The sequence below is a fragment of the Pseudomonas sp. NY15364 genome (assembly GCF_048068235.1).
GTDB classification, from domain to species: Bacteria; Pseudomonadota; Gammaproteobacteria; order Pseudomonadales; family Pseudomonadaceae; genus Aquipseudomonas; species Aquipseudomonas mendocina_D.
This window is the reverse complement of record NZ_JBLUPX010000040.1, coordinates 1-14,688: the sequence shown is the minus strand read 5'-3', so window position 1 is coordinate 14,688 and position 14,688 is coordinate 1. Positions and strand designations below refer to the sequence as shown.

The 14,688-nt window shown below is 62.8% G+C and carries 15 protein-coding genes and 1 pseudogene; all 16 read left to right on the top strand.

Features of this window, described 5'->3' with window-relative positions:
- The first annotated feature begins 34 nt into the window (after positions 1 to 34).
- A complete protein-coding gene (locus ACNFCJ_RS21830; protein WP_416773607.1) occupies positions 35 to 580 on the top strand; it encodes a terminase small subunit in 546 nt (181 codons plus the stop codon).
- The gene (locus ACNFCJ_RS21825; protein ID WP_416773606.1) at positions 552 to 2,498 is read left to right on the top strand and encodes a phage terminase large subunit family protein; all 1,947 of its coding nucleotides are present in this window, start codon (positions 552 to 554) and stop codon (positions 2,496 to 2,498) included. Before ACNFCJ_RS21830 ends, ACNFCJ_RS21825 begins: the two co-directional genes overlap by 29 nt.
- Before the next feature lie 2 nt (positions 2,499 to 2,500).
- Positions 2,501 to 2,704 carry a phage head-tail joining protein gene (locus ACNFCJ_RS21820; RefSeq protein WP_416773605.1) on the top strand — a complete coding sequence of 68 codons (204 nt, stop codon included), beginning with the start codon at positions 2,501 to 2,503 and terminating at the stop codon, positions 2,702 to 2,704.
- Positions 2,705 to 2,706: 2 nt separating this feature from the next.
- Positions 2,707 to 4,251, top strand: coding sequence for a phage portal protein (locus ACNFCJ_RS21815; RefSeq protein ID WP_416773604.1), 1,545 nt, complete (start codon positions 2,707 to 2,709; stop codon positions 4,249 to 4,251).
- Complete coding sequence (locus ACNFCJ_RS21810) at positions 4,232 to 6,214, top strand: prohead protease/major capsid protein fusion protein (RefSeq protein ID WP_416773603.1); 1,983 nt, start codon at positions 4,232 to 4,234, stop codon at positions 6,212 to 6,214. Before ACNFCJ_RS21815 ends, ACNFCJ_RS21810 begins: the two co-directional genes overlap by 20 nt.
- Positions 6,215 to 6,288: 74 nt before the next feature.
- The gene (locus ACNFCJ_RS21805; RefSeq protein WP_416773602.1) at positions 6,289 to 6,639 is read left to right on the top strand and encodes a DUF2190 family protein; all 351 of its coding nucleotides are present in this window, start codon (positions 6,289 to 6,291) and stop codon (positions 6,637 to 6,639) included.
- Between the two features lie 3 nt (positions 6,640 to 6,642).
- The gene (locus tag ACNFCJ_RS21800) at positions 6,643 to 6,963 is read left to right on the top strand and encodes a head-tail joining protein (protein ID WP_416773601.1); all 321 of its coding nucleotides are present in this window, start codon (positions 6,643 to 6,645) and stop codon (positions 6,961 to 6,963) included.
- Positions 6,960 to 7,427 carry a hypothetical protein gene (locus tag ACNFCJ_RS21795; RefSeq protein WP_416773600.1) on the top strand — a complete coding sequence of 156 codons (468 nt, stop codon included), beginning with the start codon at positions 6,960 to 6,962 and terminating at the stop codon, positions 7,425 to 7,427. The genes ACNFCJ_RS21800 and ACNFCJ_RS21795 overlap by 4 nt, the downstream gene beginning before the upstream one ends.
- 5 nt (positions 7,428 to 7,432) lie before the next feature.
- Positions 7,433 to 7,633, top strand: a complete 201-nt coding sequence (locus tag ACNFCJ_RS21790; RefSeq protein WP_416773599.1) for a hypothetical protein — start codon at positions 7,433 to 7,435, stop codon at positions 7,631 to 7,633.
- Between the two features lie 3 nt (positions 7,634 to 7,636).
- Entirely contained in the window at positions 7,637 to 8,428 is a 792-nt protein-coding gene (locus tag ACNFCJ_RS21785; protein WP_416773598.1) for a hypothetical protein, read from the top strand.
- Positions 8,429 to 8,513: 85 nt separating this feature from the next.
- The gene (locus ACNFCJ_RS21780) at positions 8,514 to 8,999 is read left to right on the top strand and encodes a DUF4124 domain-containing protein (protein ID WP_416773597.1); all 486 of its coding nucleotides are present in this window, start codon (positions 8,514 to 8,516) and stop codon (positions 8,997 to 8,999) included.
- A gap of 9 nt (positions 9,000 to 9,008) precedes the next feature.
- Entirely contained in the window at positions 9,009 to 9,608 is a 600-nt protein-coding gene (locus ACNFCJ_RS21775; protein WP_416773595.1) for a hypothetical protein, read from the top strand.
- Positions 9,609 to 9,660: 52 nt separating this feature from the next.
- Entirely contained in the window at positions 9,661 to 10,008 is a 348-nt protein-coding gene (locus ACNFCJ_RS21770; protein WP_416773593.1) for a hypothetical protein, read from the top strand.
- A 101-nt stretch (positions 10,009 to 10,109) separates the two neighbouring features.
- The gene (locus tag ACNFCJ_RS21765; RefSeq protein WP_416773591.1) at positions 10,110 to 13,259 is read left to right on the top strand and encodes a tape measure protein; all 3,150 of its coding nucleotides are present in this window, start codon (positions 10,110 to 10,112) and stop codon (positions 13,257 to 13,259) included.
- 37 nt (positions 13,260 to 13,296) lie between these two features.
- Complete coding sequence (locus ACNFCJ_RS21760) at positions 13,297 to 13,809, top strand: hypothetical protein (protein WP_416773589.1); 513 nt, start codon at positions 13,297 to 13,299, stop codon at positions 13,807 to 13,809.
- 3 nt (positions 13,810 to 13,812) lie between these two features.
- Positions 13,813 to 14,688 (top strand): annotated as a pseudogene (locus ACNFCJ_RS21755) (hypothetical protein); the annotation flags it as partial.

Here is a 14,688-nt window from a genome sequence, read left to right as displayed (position 1 = left end):
TGGGCATTTTTCGGAGGTTGGTTGTTGTTTAGTCATGGCTAAGAACGAAACAACCAAGCAGCCGGGATGGTTGAACAAGTCCGAGATGGCGAAGTCGCTCGGCATTTCCCCGCAAGCCTTTGATAAATGGGGCGTTGAGCCCGTAGCGCGGGTTGGTCGAGAGGCCTTCTACCGTGTGCAGGATGTGGTGCAGAACCGCGTCGAGCATGCTGCGCGCAAACAACAACCCGCAGGATCGGAACTAGAAGGTCTCGATCCGCTGGCCGAAGCAAAGCTCACTCAGCAGAAGCTTCGCCTCACTACTGCCCAGGCATACGCCCAGGAGCAGAAGAACCAGGTCAACGACAAGATCCTGGTGCCAGTGCCATTTGCCACCTTCGCGCTGGCCAAGATCGCCGCCCAGATCGGCTCGAAACTGGAGACCGTAGGAAAGACAGTCAGCCGCCGGCATCCGGAGATCGACCCACGCATTCTGGAAACCCTGGAGCGGGAGATAGCCATGGCCCGCAACATCACCGCGCAGTTCGGTGACGACCTACCAGGAATCCTCGATGAGTACCTTGCAACCATGGATCACTGATCTCGGCAAGGCGGTCAGGCTTGGCCTGCAGGGGATGTACAAGGAACCACCGCTGACGGCGGTGGAGTGGGCAGACAAACATTTCTACATGTCGTCCGAGTCCTCCTACAACGAGGGCAAGTGGACGACGGACCCGTTTCAGGTAGCGATCCTGAACGCGATGGGCAACGACCTGATCGCCGTCGTCAACTTCGTGAAGTCGGCGCGGATCGGCTACACCAAGCTGCTGCTGGCCAACATCGGCTACAAGATCCAGCACAAGCGCCGCAACGTCATGATGTGGTCGCCGACCGACCCAGACGCCGAAGACATCAGCAAAAGCCACGTCAACGGCCTGATCCGTGACGTGCCCGTGGTGCGCGAGCTGGCCCCGTGGATTGGCCGCAAGCACAGTGACAACACCCTCGACCAGAAGGTGTTCGCCAACCGCAAGACGCTGTGGGTGCGCGGCGGCAAGGCCTCGCGCAACTACCGCGAGAAGTCCGCTGATGAGGTGATCTACGACGAGCTGTCGAACTTCGACGCCGACGTAGAGGGCGAGGGCGACCCGGTCACCCTGGGCGACAAGCGCCTGGACGGCGCGGTTTACCCCAAGTCGATTCGTGGCTCTACGCCGAAGAAGGCAGGAAGCTGCCAAGTGAGCAAGGCGGCCAGCGAGTCGCCAATTCGCCTGCGCTTCCACATCGAGTGCCCGCACTGCCGTGGTGAGCAAACGCTCAAGTTCGGCGGCAAGGAATGTGACTTCGGGCTGAAGTGGGACAAGGACGAGCTCGGCGAACCGGTGAAGGCCTGGTACGTCTGCGAGCACTGCAAGAGCTGTTTCTTCCACCCGGACATGGTGGAGGCATCCAAGTCAGGGCGCTGGATCTGCGAAGTGACCGGCATCTGGACGCGCGATGCCATGGACTGGTTCAGCCCGGAAGGCGAGCCAATCCGCACGCCGCGATCAATCGCCTTCTACTGCTGGGCGATCTACAGCACATGGTCGACGTGGCTCAAGATAGCCACCGAGTTCCTGAAGATCAGGGGCGACCGCGAGAAGCTGATCACCTTCACCAACACCACGCTGGGCGAGGTGTGGGAAGAGACCCAGGACAAGGTCGAATGGGACATGCTCTATGGCCGTCGCGAGGTATGGACGGGCCAAGTGCCGCAGCGCGCCGTGGTGCTCACCGGCTTCATCGATACCCAGGACGACCGTTACGAGGGGCGCGTCTGGGCATGGGGCCCCGGCGAAGAAGCCTGGCTGGTCTATCGCTTCATCCTGATGGGCGACCCAGCCAGCGAAGTGCTGCGCCGCAAGGTTGGCGCAGAGCTGCAGAAGCAGTTCACCCGCGCCGACGGCTTGGTGATGCGCGTCGACCGCTGGGGCTGGGACTCCGGCGGCCACTACACCGATGAGGTGTATGGCGAGAGCCTGCGCCATGGCGTGCTCTGGGTCATCCCGACCAAGGGCGCCAGCGTGTACGGCAAGCCGATTGCCAACATGCCGCGCACGCGCAACAAGTCGAAGGTCTACCTGACCGAGATCGGCACCGACAACGCCAAGGAACTGATCTACAGCCGCCTCAAGCTGCCGCTGGACACTGCCAAGTCGCAGACCGGCGAAGCGCAGCCTGGCGTGGTGCACCTGCCAGCCAATGACGACGTGTGCGACGAGAGCGAAGTCAGGCAACTGGTCAGCGAAGTGAAGGTGCCGAAAGTCACCCAAGGCAAGCGTGTGCTGCGCTGGGACAACCAAGGCCGGCGCAACGAAGCGCTCGACTGCTTCGTCGGCGCCCTGGCGGCACTGCGCATCAGCCAACAGCGCTTCGGCCTAGACCTCGATGTGCTAGCCGCAGAACCACGCCCCGGTGGCGACGCAGCAGCAGACAACCAAGAACGCCCACGGGCGAAATCCAAGTACTGGAAGCGATAGCCATGGCCTACACCCAAGAGCAGTACCAGGCGCTGAAGGCCGCCATCGCCGGGGGCGAATTGCAGGTGCGCTACGCCGACCGCAGCGTCACCTACCGCTCGGTTGCCGAGATGCTGCAGATCCTGCGGCTGATGGAAAACGAACTGGGCCTGAACGCAGACAACGCCGGCGGCCGCCGCCTGACCTCATTCACCAAAGGCTACTGAGCATGAGCGTGATCGACTCGCTGTTTCCCGGCTATGCCGCGAAGCGCGCCATGGCTCGCCTGGAGAAAAAGCGCGCCGACCTGATGCTCACCGCTATGGAGCGTCGTTTCGAAGGTGCCGCCGGCGGCCGCCGTAACCAAGGCTGGCGCGCAGCAGGTGCTGACGCCAACACCGAGAACGGCTCAGCCCTGGCCGTGCTGCGCAACCGTGCCCGCGACCTGCGCCGCAACAACCCCTATGCCGAGCGCGCCATTACCGGTATTGCCGACAACGTGGTCGGCGCCGGCATCGTCCCGCGCCCGCTGATCGACAAGGAGCGCCAGGCCAAGCGCCTCGGTGATCTCTGGTACGCCTGGGGCGAAAGCCTGCAGTGCGATGCCGACGGGCTGGAGAACTTCTACGGCCTGCAGCACAAGGTGATGGAGTGCGTTGCCGAGTCGGGCGAATGCCTGATCCGCCGCCGCCGCCGTTACAGCACCGACGGCCTGGCTGTGCCGCTGCAACTGCAAGTGCTCGAGCCGGACTTCATCGACGACGCCAAGAGCGGCGCTCAGGGCAGCAACGTCATCATCCAGGGCATTGAGTTCGACGCCTTGGGCAAGCGCGTGGCCTTCTGGCTGTTCGACGAGCATCCAGGCTCCAGCGCCACCATGCGCTCCATCGAGTCGCGCCGCGTGCCGGCAGAAGACGTGATCCACGTATTCCTGCCCAAACGTGCCGGCCAGGCGCGCGGGTACACCTGGTTTGCCCCGGTGATGCAGCGCCTGAAGAACTTCGACGAAATGGAAGATGCCGTGATGGAGCAGGCGAAGATCGCCGCCTGCTTCGCTGCCTTCATCACCAAGGACGGCACCAGCGGCAATAACAAGACACCGCCACTGGTTGAGCGTATGGAGCCTGGGATCATCCAGGAGCTGGCCATGGGCGAGAGCGTCAGCTTCGCCGCGCCGCCGACTTTCAACGGCTACCAGCCCTACAGCTGGCAGGCGCTGCATGCCATCTCCGTTGGCCTCGGCGTGCCTTACGAGCTGATCACGGGCGACCTTAAGGGCGTGAACTTTTCCAGCGGGCGCATGGGCTGGCTGCACTTCGCCCGCCGGGTGGACGTGTGGCAGTGGCGCATGATCATCCCGCAGATGTGCGAGCGCGCCTGGCAATGGTTTATGGAGGCCCAGGCCCTGCTGCCGGGCGCCGTGCTGACCGAAGTGAAAGCCGAGTGGGTGCCGCCGCGCCGCGAGATGGTCGACCCGAAGTCAGAAACCGAGACTGTCAGAGCGCGCCTGCGCTCCGGCCTGATCACCTGGCCAAACGCCCTGCGCGAGCTGGGCATTACCGACCCAGCCGCCCACGCCAAGGACATCGCCGACAGCAACAAGGTGTTCGACGACCTCGGCCTGGTGTTCGACTGCGACCCCCGCAAGGTATCCAGCGCCGGTCTTACCCAGGCCCGACCGCAGGGAACCGTCATTCCATCCACCGACGTCGATCCGGCGCCGGCCAACAACGAGAGCGCGAACGATGACAGCGATGCAGACGCAAACGCTTGAAACCCCGCTGCAGAGCATTCGCGCAGCGGTACGCCCCGGCACGGTCAACATCGACGACCGTACCGTAGAAATCACCTGGACGACCGGCGCGCGCGGTAAGCGCTGGAGCTGGTCCATCGGTGAGTACCAGGAAGAGCTGGAAGTCACCGAAACCGCACTGCGCATGGAGCGCCTGAACAACGGCGCGCCGTTCCTGAACACCCACGGCCAGTGGGATCTGGACGACGTGATCGGCGTTGTCGAGCGAGCCTGGCTGGACGGGGAAGAAGGCCGCGCGGTTATCCGCTTCAGTGCCCGCGAAGACGTCGAGCCGATCTTCCGCGACGTGCGCGACGGCATCCTGCGCAACATCAGCGTGGGCTACATCGTGCACCGCTACGTGCTCGTCGAAGACGGCGAGGACACCATCCCCATCTACCGGGCCACCGACTGGGAGCCTACCGAGCTGTCGCTTGTACCGATCGGCTTTGACGACGGATGCAAGGTACGCAGCGCCAAGACGCCCGCCGAGTACCAGGGCGAGCGTTACTCCACCATTTTCGAAACCCGTCAGGCCGCTGAGCCTGCCGAGCAACCGGCCGCCGTGGCCACCACCCAAGAGGAAACAGTGATGACCGACGAAGAAAAGCGCGCGGCCGAGGATCAAATCCGCCGTGAGTCCCTGGAGGCTGAGCGCAAGCGCGGCCTGACCATTCGCCAAATGGCCAAAAAGGTCGGCCTGCCGGAAGAGTTCGCCGATGATCTGGTCGAGCGCGGTGTGTCCGTCGCCGATGCCAGCGCCGCGATGATCGACAAGCTGGCCGAGGGCCAAAAGTCCGACCAACCGGAAACCCGCAACAGCCAGCCTACCGTCACCAGCAATGTTGACCAGTCGGTAGTGCTGGCCAAGCGCGGCGGCATGCTCAATGCCCTGCTGCACCGCTGCGACCCGAGCGTGAAGCTCGAGGAAGGCGCCCGTGAGTTCCGTGGCATGCGCCTGATTGACATGGCACGCGAGAGCGTGGAAATGGTCGGCGGCAGCGTGCGCGGCATGACCCCGCAGGAAGTCGCCCGCGCCGCCCTGGGCTGCGACCGTCAGGCCTTCCGCGCGGCCGGCATGCACACCACCAGCGATTTCCCGCTGCTGCTGGGCAGCACCGTCAACCGCACGCTGCGCGCCGGTTATGAGCTGGCCCCGCAGACCTGGCGCCCGCTGGGCCGCCAGACCAGCGTGCCGGACTTCCGCGAAGTGACCCGCGTTGCCCTTGGCGACATCACCGCGCTTGAGAAGGTGAACGAGAGCGGCGAGTACAAGTACGGCACCCTCGGCGAAGAAGGCGCGCCGATTCGCGTGGTGAAGTACGGCAAGATCATCGCCATCACCTGGGAGTCGATCGTAAACGACGACCTGGCTGCGCTCACCCGCATCCCGCAGGCCCTGGGCGCTGCTGCTGCTCAGACCGAGTCCGACGTTGTGTGGGATCTGCTGCTCAGCAACCCGAACTTCGTGGACAACGTGGCGGTGTTCGATGCCGCCCACGGCAACCTGGCTGCCAGTGCTGGTGCCATCAACACCACCACCCTGGCCGCCGCCCGCGCCGCCATGCGCAAGCAGAAGTCCAAGGCTGGCCACTTCCTCAACCTCGGCCCGCAGTACCTGGTGGTTGGTCCGGACAAGGAGCTGGAGGCCTTCCAGTTCACCAGCTCCAACTACGTGCCGGCCAAGAACGCCGACATCAACGACAGCCGCAACACCTCGCTGACCGTGATCGTCGACGCGCGTATCACCGGCAACCAGTGGTACCTCTACGCCGCGCCGGGTGTGGTCGATACCTTCGAGTACGCCTACCTCGAAGGTGAGCAGGGCGTGTTCACCGAAACCCGCGAGGGCTTCGAAGTCGACGGCATGGAGATCAAGGCCCGCCTGGTGTTCGGCGCCGGCTGGATCGACTATCGCGGCGCCTACAAAAACGCCGGCGCGTAACCGCCACACCTCACGACAAAGGGCGCCATCGGGCGCCCTTGTCGTTTCTGCTCTCCTGATTCGAGGAAACCGACATGAAAACTTTCGTACACAAAGGCCAGATGATGGCCATCATCGCGGCCGCTGTTATCACCTCTGGCCAGCTGGTGCGCGTCAACAGCCTGATCGGCGTGGCCGCTACCGATGCTGCCATCGGCCAGGAAGTCGAGCTGATGACCGATGGTGTGCATGAGCTGCCAAAAACCAGCGCGCAAGCGTGGGAGGTCGGCCAGCCCATTTACATGATCGCCGCCAGCGGCCTGCTGACCAACGTGCCCGGTACTGGTAACTACCTGGTCGGTGTTGCTGCAGCTATTGCAGCCAACCCGTCTGCCACCGGCCGCGTGCGCCTCAACGGCTCGCTGGGCCACCCGGTCACGGCGTAAGCCATGAGCTGGGCCGCCATGCGTGACCGCATGCACCAGCGTGTGGTTGCGCACCTCAAGGACGGCCACGCTGAGTACCAGCCGCCGGGCGGCTTGCCGCCCGTGCTGTGTGTCGAGGTGATGGTCGACGAAAACCTGATGCAGAACGGCCCGGACGGGATGATGCCGACCGAAGCCACCGGCATCACCTGGCGCAAGGCCCAACTGCAGGACGTGACCCGTGGTGGCGTGTTCGTGCATGCCGGGCGCCGGTTCATCGTTGAGCAGAAGATCATGGACGACGGCCACATGGCCACCGCCGCCTGTATGGAGGTCAAGCCGTGAAGCCGAACCCCATCAGCCTCGGCCGCAAGGCGCTGGCGCAGCACCTGCAGAGCGTCACCGTCGCCAACGGCTACAGCACCAACGCCGGCCACAACGTGAAAGCGGGGTGGCTGAACGAGGTGCTGGAGAGCGAGAAGCAGAACCTGCCGCTGATCTGCATCCAGAAAGGCAAGGATCTGCCACCCAAGCCAGGGCCAGGCGGCCTGATCAAGTACAGCGGCTACTCGGTGGTCGGCGTCATAGAAGCCGACCTGAACGAGTACGAGGACGCGCTCGACGATCTGGAGCGCGACCTGCTGCTGGCGCTGGTGCCCGGTGAGGGTGCCAGCTCCACCTGGCTGCCGTTCCGCGCCGGCATCAAAGGCATCACCGTTGGCGCGCCCGAGCAGTTCCCGCCCGGTAACGGCGAGCGCGCAGCCAGCGTGCTTATCCCCGTGCATCTGCACACCATCATCGAAAGGTAACCCCCATGACCCAGAAAGCGACTGCCGTGCAGGCAGGGGATGCGGCCGCCCAGAAAAAAGGCCCGGAGCTGTTCGAGGTCACCCTCGCCAAGCCCCACACCCACGCCGGCAAAGACCACAAGCCGGGCGACAAAATCAAGGTGACGGCGCGTCAGCGCGAATGGCTGCAAGGCCTGGAAGTCATCGCCAACGCCGAGGAGAAGTGACCCATGACCATCAAAAAAGAAACCGTGGTGATCGGTGGTCACCTCAAGGCGCGTGAATACGGCAGCGGCCTGCCGTTCCAGAAGGTCGGCCTGGTGTCGACCATCCAGCACGCCACCGAGACCAACACCCTAACGCTCAACGACACCACCACCCCGCAGGGCGGCGAGTATGACTCGCTCGACCGCGTGACCGGTGTGAGCCTGACCATCAACTTCCGCGAGATCTTCACCTGGGTGCTGGCCGCTCTGGTGTGGGGTAGCGCCACCGAAGTGGCAGCCGCCACCCATACCGACGAAGTGAAGCGCGCTGGCGTCGACGGCACCATTGCACTCGACCATATGCCGCTGGCTGTTACTGCTGTAACTGGCCCCGGTGCGGCCGAGCTGGACCCCGACATCGAGTTCGACGAGGACGACGACTGGATCATGACCGGCTCTGGCATCCAGGTAGTACCGGGCGGCGCGCTGGAGGCGGCCATCATCGCGGCCGGCGTCACCCCGTACAACGTCAGCGTCGACTACAGTTCGGCAGCCGTGGACGTGATCGAGGCGCTGACCAACAGCGGCAAAACTTTCGAGTTCCTGTTCGAGGGCGAGAACGCCGCCGGCACCCAGAAACGCGTCGAGGCGCGATTCTTCATGTGCCGCCTGAACCTGGCCACCAGCATGGACTGGATCAACACCGAGGACTTCGGTGCGTTCGAGGCCACCGCCAAGGTGCTGCGCGACGACAGCCGCGTCGGTGCTGGCACCTCGAAATACTTCCGCATCAAGAAGGAAAAGGCCGCGGCCTGATCCTGCCTGGCCAGGGATGGCCGGGTTTCGGTGCTGGCGCTGATGGGCTACATTCCCTTCATTCTTCAACTGGAAGGGATGCCACATGTTCAAGCATCTGTTGTGCGCCGCAGCAGGCATGCTCTGCCTACAGGCGCAGGCCGCTACCGTTTACAAGTGCACAGGGGAGAGCGGGAAAACCATATTCTCTGACCGCCCGTGCTCAGCTTCAGCAGAAGAGCTGACGGTGAAAGACAACCGCATTGGCGGCAGTTTCTCGCCATCCGATGAATGGCTGGAGGTGAATGAGCGCAGCCGCAAGGCTGATGAGATCAATCGCCGCTATGATCGAGCGCTACGGCAAATAGAAGCTGGCCCGTGCAAGGATTTCTCCAGCACAGAGATCAGGACCATGACCATTCGTAACCAGGTAGTCGTCGGCATGAAGGCATCCGATGCCACAAGAGCATGGGGTGCGCCTACTCGGGTAAATGGCTGGCAGCACGCCTACCACTGGAACAAGGGCGGCTCTTCCTTTTTCTACGTTGAACAGGGTTGCGTAACCTCTGTTCAGGGTTCGTATAACGGATAGGAGAAGGCTATGAAGTGCCCAGTTTGCGAGCATGAGGCGCCTGTTTCGAGTTTTGGTGATCCGTTGCGCTGCCCTGAGTGCGGGGCGTTTTATGAAAAGGCTGTACAGCTAAAAGCGAAGAAAGATGCTGCTGTGGCAGCAATCCAGGCTAGTCCTCGGCGTAATACTGATGGTGTTGCACCGGCGAACATAGGAACCCCTGAATCAATTAAAGCATCCAACAGAACTTGGACAACTATATTTGCTGTGTTTTCTGTTTTATTGGTGATTGGCGCTGTTAAATTTTTCTCTCCAGCGCCCTCAGTGAAAAACCAAAGAGAAGAAGTTAGCGTTGCAAATAAAAAACCAGACCCTGTTAAAACATACAAAACATTGAAAGTGGCTCAAGATAATGTAAGGGCTCGATTGAAAGACCCCGCATCAGCAACATTCAAAGGTGAGTTTGTCTCAAAAGCTGGCATCCCGTGCGGTGAGGTCAACTCAAAGAATTCGTTTGGAGGCTATACCGGATACCAAAGGTACATGGCTTCTGGAGGGGGACTGGCAGTCTTAGAAAGTGATATGGCGCCGGAAGAGTTCGATAAAGCCTGGCTAAAGCTATGTAGATAATTTAATTGCTATGAACCCGCTACGGCGGGTTTTTTATTACCTGGAGAAACACATGAGCGATGCATCTGGAAAGGCGGTGGTAACAGTCGGAAAGGGTGATGCTGCCTTTGATGTGGTGGTGTCCGAGCTGACGGTTGCCCAGATGCGCCAGGTGATCATGAGTAACCCATGGCCGGGTGATGGGGCGTCAGAGGAAGACCTGGTGCACTACCAGTTGGACAACTACCTGTTTGAAGACTGCCGCCTGTGCGACCTGTCGGTCATGGCCAACCTCGAAAAGGCCAAGCTGAGCAGCCTGACGGGCAGCGAGCTGCGCAAGATTCTGGCCAAGGCGAAGGAGCTGAACCCGGATTTTTTCGCCGCAGTGGGGCGCATGCGTGCGGCCCGCGCGAGTTCCTGAGCGAGCTTGAGGGCTGCATCGCTGCCCTGTGCCGGCTCGGCCACCCCAACGTTCTCAATTACCCGTGGCGCTTGTTCAAGCGCTGCTTGAAGGAGTAGCCCATGTCTGAAGTCGAGCTGAGGCTGACGGCGGATACGGCCGCAGCAACCAGCGCAGTGGGCGGGTTCCGCAAGGAATACCAGGAGCTGGTAAAAGCCATCCAGAAGCCGCTGCGGCAGATTGATGCGCTGCAGAAGACCGCCGAGAACGCCAAGGTAGCCAGCTCGGCCTACTTCGATGCGAAGCGCCGCGTTGACGAACTGAAGCGTGCCATTGAGCAGGCCGGCCAGCCGGTGCGCGATCTCGACCGCGCCTACAGTCAGGCGCAACGCACGCTGGCCAGTGCCACGCGCGAGTTCGATCGGCAAAAGGCCAAGGTGCGCGAGCAGCGCGCCGAGCTTAAAGCCGCCGGCGTGGACGTTCGCAACCTGGCTACAGAACAGCAGCGCCTGCAGGCCACGCTTGTGGGGGCGATGGGTAAGGGTCAGGCTGACGCCGCCGTCACTCGGGCTCTCGATACCTTTGGCATCAACCGCCTGCGTGCGCTGCGTGAGCAACTAGTCACGCTGCGCAGCGATTATCAGCGCCTTGGTCAGTCCGGGCAGATGGCCGCAACTGAGCGTATCGCAGCAGAGAATCGCTACCAGGCCGCACTGAACCGCACTCAGCAGCAGATCCGCGAACTCACCTCGGCGGATGGCGAGGCGGGTGGTGGTGGAATCGCTGCCATCACAGCGCGCATTGCGGCGATCACCGCTGCTGCCTATACCCTGCAGCGCGTTGCTGGCTTCTATTTCAATGCCGCCGACGCGGTTGGAGAACTTGAAGACCGCATGCGCAATGCGCTGCCAGTGCAAGAGCAGTACGAGCGCGCCCAGGCGAGGCTTGAGGATGTATCGCGCCGCGTGCGCATTCCGATTGCCCAGGTCAGTGAGTTGTTCCTGCGCTCGGTTGGCCCGCTCAAAGAGCTTGGCTTCTCCGCTGCGCAAACCACTGATCTGGTTGGCGCGCTGTCGGCTGGCCTGGTGGCAAACAGCGTGAAGGGCGAGCAGGCTGCGGCGGTTATCAATCAGTTCACCAAAGGCCTGCAAAGCGGGGTCATTCGGGGCGATGCGTTTAATGCGGTACTGGATAACTCGCCAGCGCTGATTGAGGCGCTGAAGAACGGGTTGCGTGTTACCCGCCCCGAGCTGATCCGTATGGCAGAGACCGGAGAGCTGACCGCTGACAAGGTGGTTGCTGCATTCTCTTCGCAGAAAGACGCTTTGCTTGGCCTGGCTGATGCCATGCGGGTTACCGGCGCTGATGCAGCGGGAACCTTCTCGCAATCGATCGATAAGCTAATCGGCTCGATCGACAAAATAACGGGCGCATCCGCTGCCGCAACCCAGCAGCTCGACAAGGTTTCTGATGCAATCAATGACATTGCTGATGGCAAGAAGCAGCGCGCCCTGGAACTGCTCGGTAATGCGCTGATCGCTGGAGGGAGGGGGCTTGGCACGCTGCTGCCAGGCGCCCGCGCGCTTGCCGATGTTGCGGATGGTTATCGACAGTTCAGCGATGATTCCACGGCTGCGCTGGAAGACCTGACTGAAGCAGAAGAACTTGCCCGTACTGATGCAGAGCGCATTGAAGAGCAGCGCCTGGCTGACTTCCGCGCCTATGCAAGTGAGTTCGGCAAAGAGCAGGAGAGGCTGACCAACGCCTTCAAGACCGCCGTCAATGACCAGGTGGCCGCTCAGAATCGGGCAAACTCAGCGCTTAAAAAGGCGCAGGACGCTCAGCTTGAGACCTCCAAGCGGTATCGCTCCGCGCTGGAGAAGCTCGGCGCGGGTGCCGCTGGTGGTGCCAGCTACGGCAACGCATCTTCGCTGCGCGTTGCCGCCCGCGACGCCTTACAAGCTGGTGATGCTGAGAGAGCCAAGAAGCTGGCGCAGCAGTCGCTGGAAATGTTGTTGAAGCTGGCCGACGCCGGCGAAAACACATACGGCTTCGAGGGGTTCATCAAGGGCCTTGAGGGCATCGAGCAAGCCGCGGACCAGGCGATCCTTGCCAGCGCCGAGGCCGCCAGAAAGGCCGAGATCGATAAGGTGCGCGAACTCAAGAAAGAGTTCGAAGACCTGAAGAACTTCAAGCTGACGCCGAGCATCGACGATGAAGCGCTGGCCAAAGAAACGGAGAAGATGAAGCGCTGGGCTGCGATGATCGGTGAGTCCTTCGTCATCCGCCCGCGCACATCAGCCGCTGCTGATGCTGGCTCTGGCGAATGGCACGCACCAATGCTGCTGCCAGGCTCTGGCGCCGCTGGCTCCAGCGCTCAGCCAGTGAGCGCGCCTGTAAAGCCAACCGGGATAGTGCAGGACGCTGCCAGCGAAGCAGCCCTACCGCCGGTCAATGCGCCGATCAAGCCGGCTGGAATCCGCCAGGATGGCCCCAACAGTTGGACAAACCTGCCGGCTGCCGAGGTAGCCATCACGCCGAAAGGTGTTCGGCAGGATGGCGTGAACAGCTTCACCAACCTTCCCGTTGTCGAAGTTGATGTGCTGCCGAAAGGCATCCGCCAGGACGGCCAAAACAGCTTCACCAACCTGCCGGTTGATGCGGACATCGTTGTGAAAAGCGTTGCCGCCCCGGAAGGCGAGCTGCCTGTGGTGCCGGCGCTGTTGCGGCCTGTAGGCCAGGCGCCGGATGTGCCGCCTGTGCCAGTCGAAAGCGCCATTGATGAGGTGTCGAAGGCGGGCGTGCTGCAGGAGTTCGGCACTTTTATCGACCAGCTTCGCAAGGCATCCGTTGTTCCGATCACCCTTTCAATGGGACCGGCGCCATCAGCTGGCGCTGTTCCCGGCTTCGCCGGCGGCGGTTACACCGGCCCGGGTGGCCGGCTGGAACCTGCAGGCGTGGTGCATCGTGGCGAGGTGGTGTGGTCGCAGCTGGACGTTGCCCGTGCTGGCGGTGTTGCGGTGGTCGAGGCCATGCGTCGCGGCCTGCGCGGTTACGACATAGGCGGCATTGTCGCCCCGCGTGCCATGCCGTCGATCCCCTCGCTGGCGCCTGCACTGCAGGAGCAACTCGCCGGCCCCGTGTTCCCCGACCTGGGGCGCGTGGTGTTCGAGGCTGGTGGTCAGGAAGCGACTGTGTATGCCTCGCCACAGGACGCACTGAATCTCAGACGCCTGGCCTTGAAGTTCAGCGGCAGCAGCCGCCGCAAATAGCCCGCCCTGCGCGGGCTTCGTTATCTGGAGCCCTTGAATGTCTCTACCACGGATCATGCTCGGCGGTGTCGAGCTCGTGCTGCACTCGGGCGCGCCAGTCGAAACGCTGGAGCCGCTCGGCGCGGGCAGCAACGTGCTGCGCATGAGTGACGGCGCGGGCGTGAAGCAAACGCACTGGACGAAGATGCAAGGCACCATCAGCGGCCAGGGATGGATGCCGCCAGGTTTGGTTGGGCTGGATTACAGCCTGCCGCTGGAGCTGCGCAGCACGAAGGTTGAGGCCATCGGCGGCGCCGGCCTGGTCTTCACGCTCACCAGCACACCCCGTCCGGACTTCCAGCCGTGGGGCTTGGCGCTGGTTGGCCGTGACTGGGTGCGCACCACCTGCAGTGTTACCGCAGGCGTTGCCACGTTGGCCGCAGTTGCTGGCGCCACGCAGTACCGCGTGTGCTGGTTGCCGGTGTTCTCGGTGTTCTGCGAGCGCCCCAGCGAGAACCAGGATTCCAGCGGCAATACCCACAGTTGGCAAACCACCTGGCAAGAGGCCTAACCCATGCTGATCGGAGCTCAGCCGCTGGCCAGCGGCCCGCTTGCTGTCGCCCTGGGTTCGGCCTACGAGCCGGTGTATGTGGTGCGCGGGCAGGCGTTCAACTGGCGCGTGCGCCTGCTGGTGGATGGGGTAGACCTCACCAGCCAGGTTACCGGCATGATCGATGTCGACCTCGAGGAGGGCGCCGCCGGTGTCGGTGGCTTTGTGCTGTACCTGCCGCCTGGCCCGGTGGTGCCGGACGACTGGAAAGGCAAGCCGGTGCAGATCGACTTCATCAGCCGCAACCGTGATGGCGTGATCACTGAGCAGCGCCTGTTCACGGGCAAAATCGAGATGCCGGAATGGGATCCAACCTGGCGCCTGCTGGCGTGCGATTGCAGCGACCAGTTGCAGCAGCGCGTTGAGGGCATGAGCATCGAGGCCATCGACGCACTGACCGGCGGCCATTGGTCTGCTGATCTGTTCGAGCCGGTGACCGGCCGCAGTCGTTGGGATTACGCGCAGGAGCGGATGGAGAGCCGCCCCGCCAGCCTGGATTGCTCGCCGACCGGGCAGGTGCGCGTGACCAATTGGGCGGCGGCCGTGGTGCCGCACTTCGTGTTCGGCCCCGGCACCACGCTGTTCGAGAGCGTGCAGATTGACCTGCAGCCGCTGGGCGCTGCTACCAACCGCCTGGAGCTGGAAGCCGGCTACCGCTTCCCGCGCCTCTGGCAGCACACCCAGACATTTGGATGGACGCACCCAGAGGCCGGCAGCGCGGGCATTCCGGGCTTCTGCCAATGGCGCACATGGACCAGCGACCTGCCCACCACCGAGATGATCGAGGACGCCATCACTGGCGCGGGGCTGACGATGGTGGGCAGAGTCGGTGGCTTCAAG

What these genes read in the sequence shown, in the direction of transcription:
- ACNFCJ_RS21765 (WP_416773591.1), top strand. Translation starts at nt 10,110, where the DNA reads ATGTCTGAAGTCGAGCTGAGGCTGACGGCGGATACGGCCGCAGCAACC.
- ACNFCJ_RS21775 (WP_416773595.1), top strand. Translation starts at nt 9,009, where the DNA reads ATGAAGTGCCCAGTTTGCGAGCATGAGGCGCCTGTTTCGAGTTTTGGT.
- ACNFCJ_RS21825 (WP_416773606.1), top strand. Translation starts at nt 552, where the DNA reads ATGAGTACCTTGCAACCATGGATCACTGATCTCGGCAAGGCGGTCAGG.
- ACNFCJ_RS21780 (WP_416773597.1), top strand. Translation starts at nt 8,514, where the DNA reads ATGTTCAAGCATCTGTTGTGCGCCGCAGCAGGCATGCTCTGCCTACAG.
- ACNFCJ_RS21820 (WP_416773605.1), top strand. Translation starts at nt 2,501, where the DNA reads ATGGCCTACACCCAAGAGCAGTACCAGGCGCTGAAGGCCGCCATCGCC.
- ACNFCJ_RS21815 (WP_416773604.1), top strand. Translation starts at nt 2,707, where the DNA reads ATGAGCGTGATCGACTCGCTGTTTCCCGGCTATGCCGCGAAGCGCGCC.
- ACNFCJ_RS21770 (WP_416773593.1), top strand. Translation starts at nt 9,661, where the DNA reads ATGAGCGATGCATCTGGAAAGGCGGTGGTAACAGTCGGAAAGGGTGAT.
- ACNFCJ_RS21810 (WP_416773603.1), top strand. Translation starts at nt 4,232, where the DNA reads ATGCAGACGCAAACGCTTGAAACCCCGCTGCAGAGCATTCGCGCAGCG.
- ACNFCJ_RS21805 (WP_416773602.1), top strand. Translation starts at nt 6,289, where the DNA reads ATGAAAACTTTCGTACACAAAGGCCAGATGATGGCCATCATCGCGGCC.
- ACNFCJ_RS21790 (WP_416773599.1), top strand. Translation starts at nt 7,433, where the DNA reads ATGACCCAGAAAGCGACTGCCGTGCAGGCAGGGGATGCGGCCGCCCAG.
- ACNFCJ_RS21830 (WP_416773607.1), top strand. Translation starts at nt 35, where the DNA reads ATGGCTAAGAACGAAACAACCAAGCAGCCGGGATGGTTGAACAAGTCC.
- ACNFCJ_RS21760 (WP_416773589.1), top strand. Translation starts at nt 13,297, where the DNA reads ATGTCTCTACCACGGATCATGCTCGGCGGTGTCGAGCTCGTGCTGCAC.
- ACNFCJ_RS21800 (WP_416773601.1), top strand. Translation starts at nt 6,643, where the DNA reads ATGAGCTGGGCCGCCATGCGTGACCGCATGCACCAGCGTGTGGTTGCG.
- ACNFCJ_RS21785 (WP_416773598.1), top strand. Translation starts at nt 7,637, where the DNA reads ATGACCATCAAAAAAGAAACCGTGGTGATCGGTGGTCACCTCAAGGCG.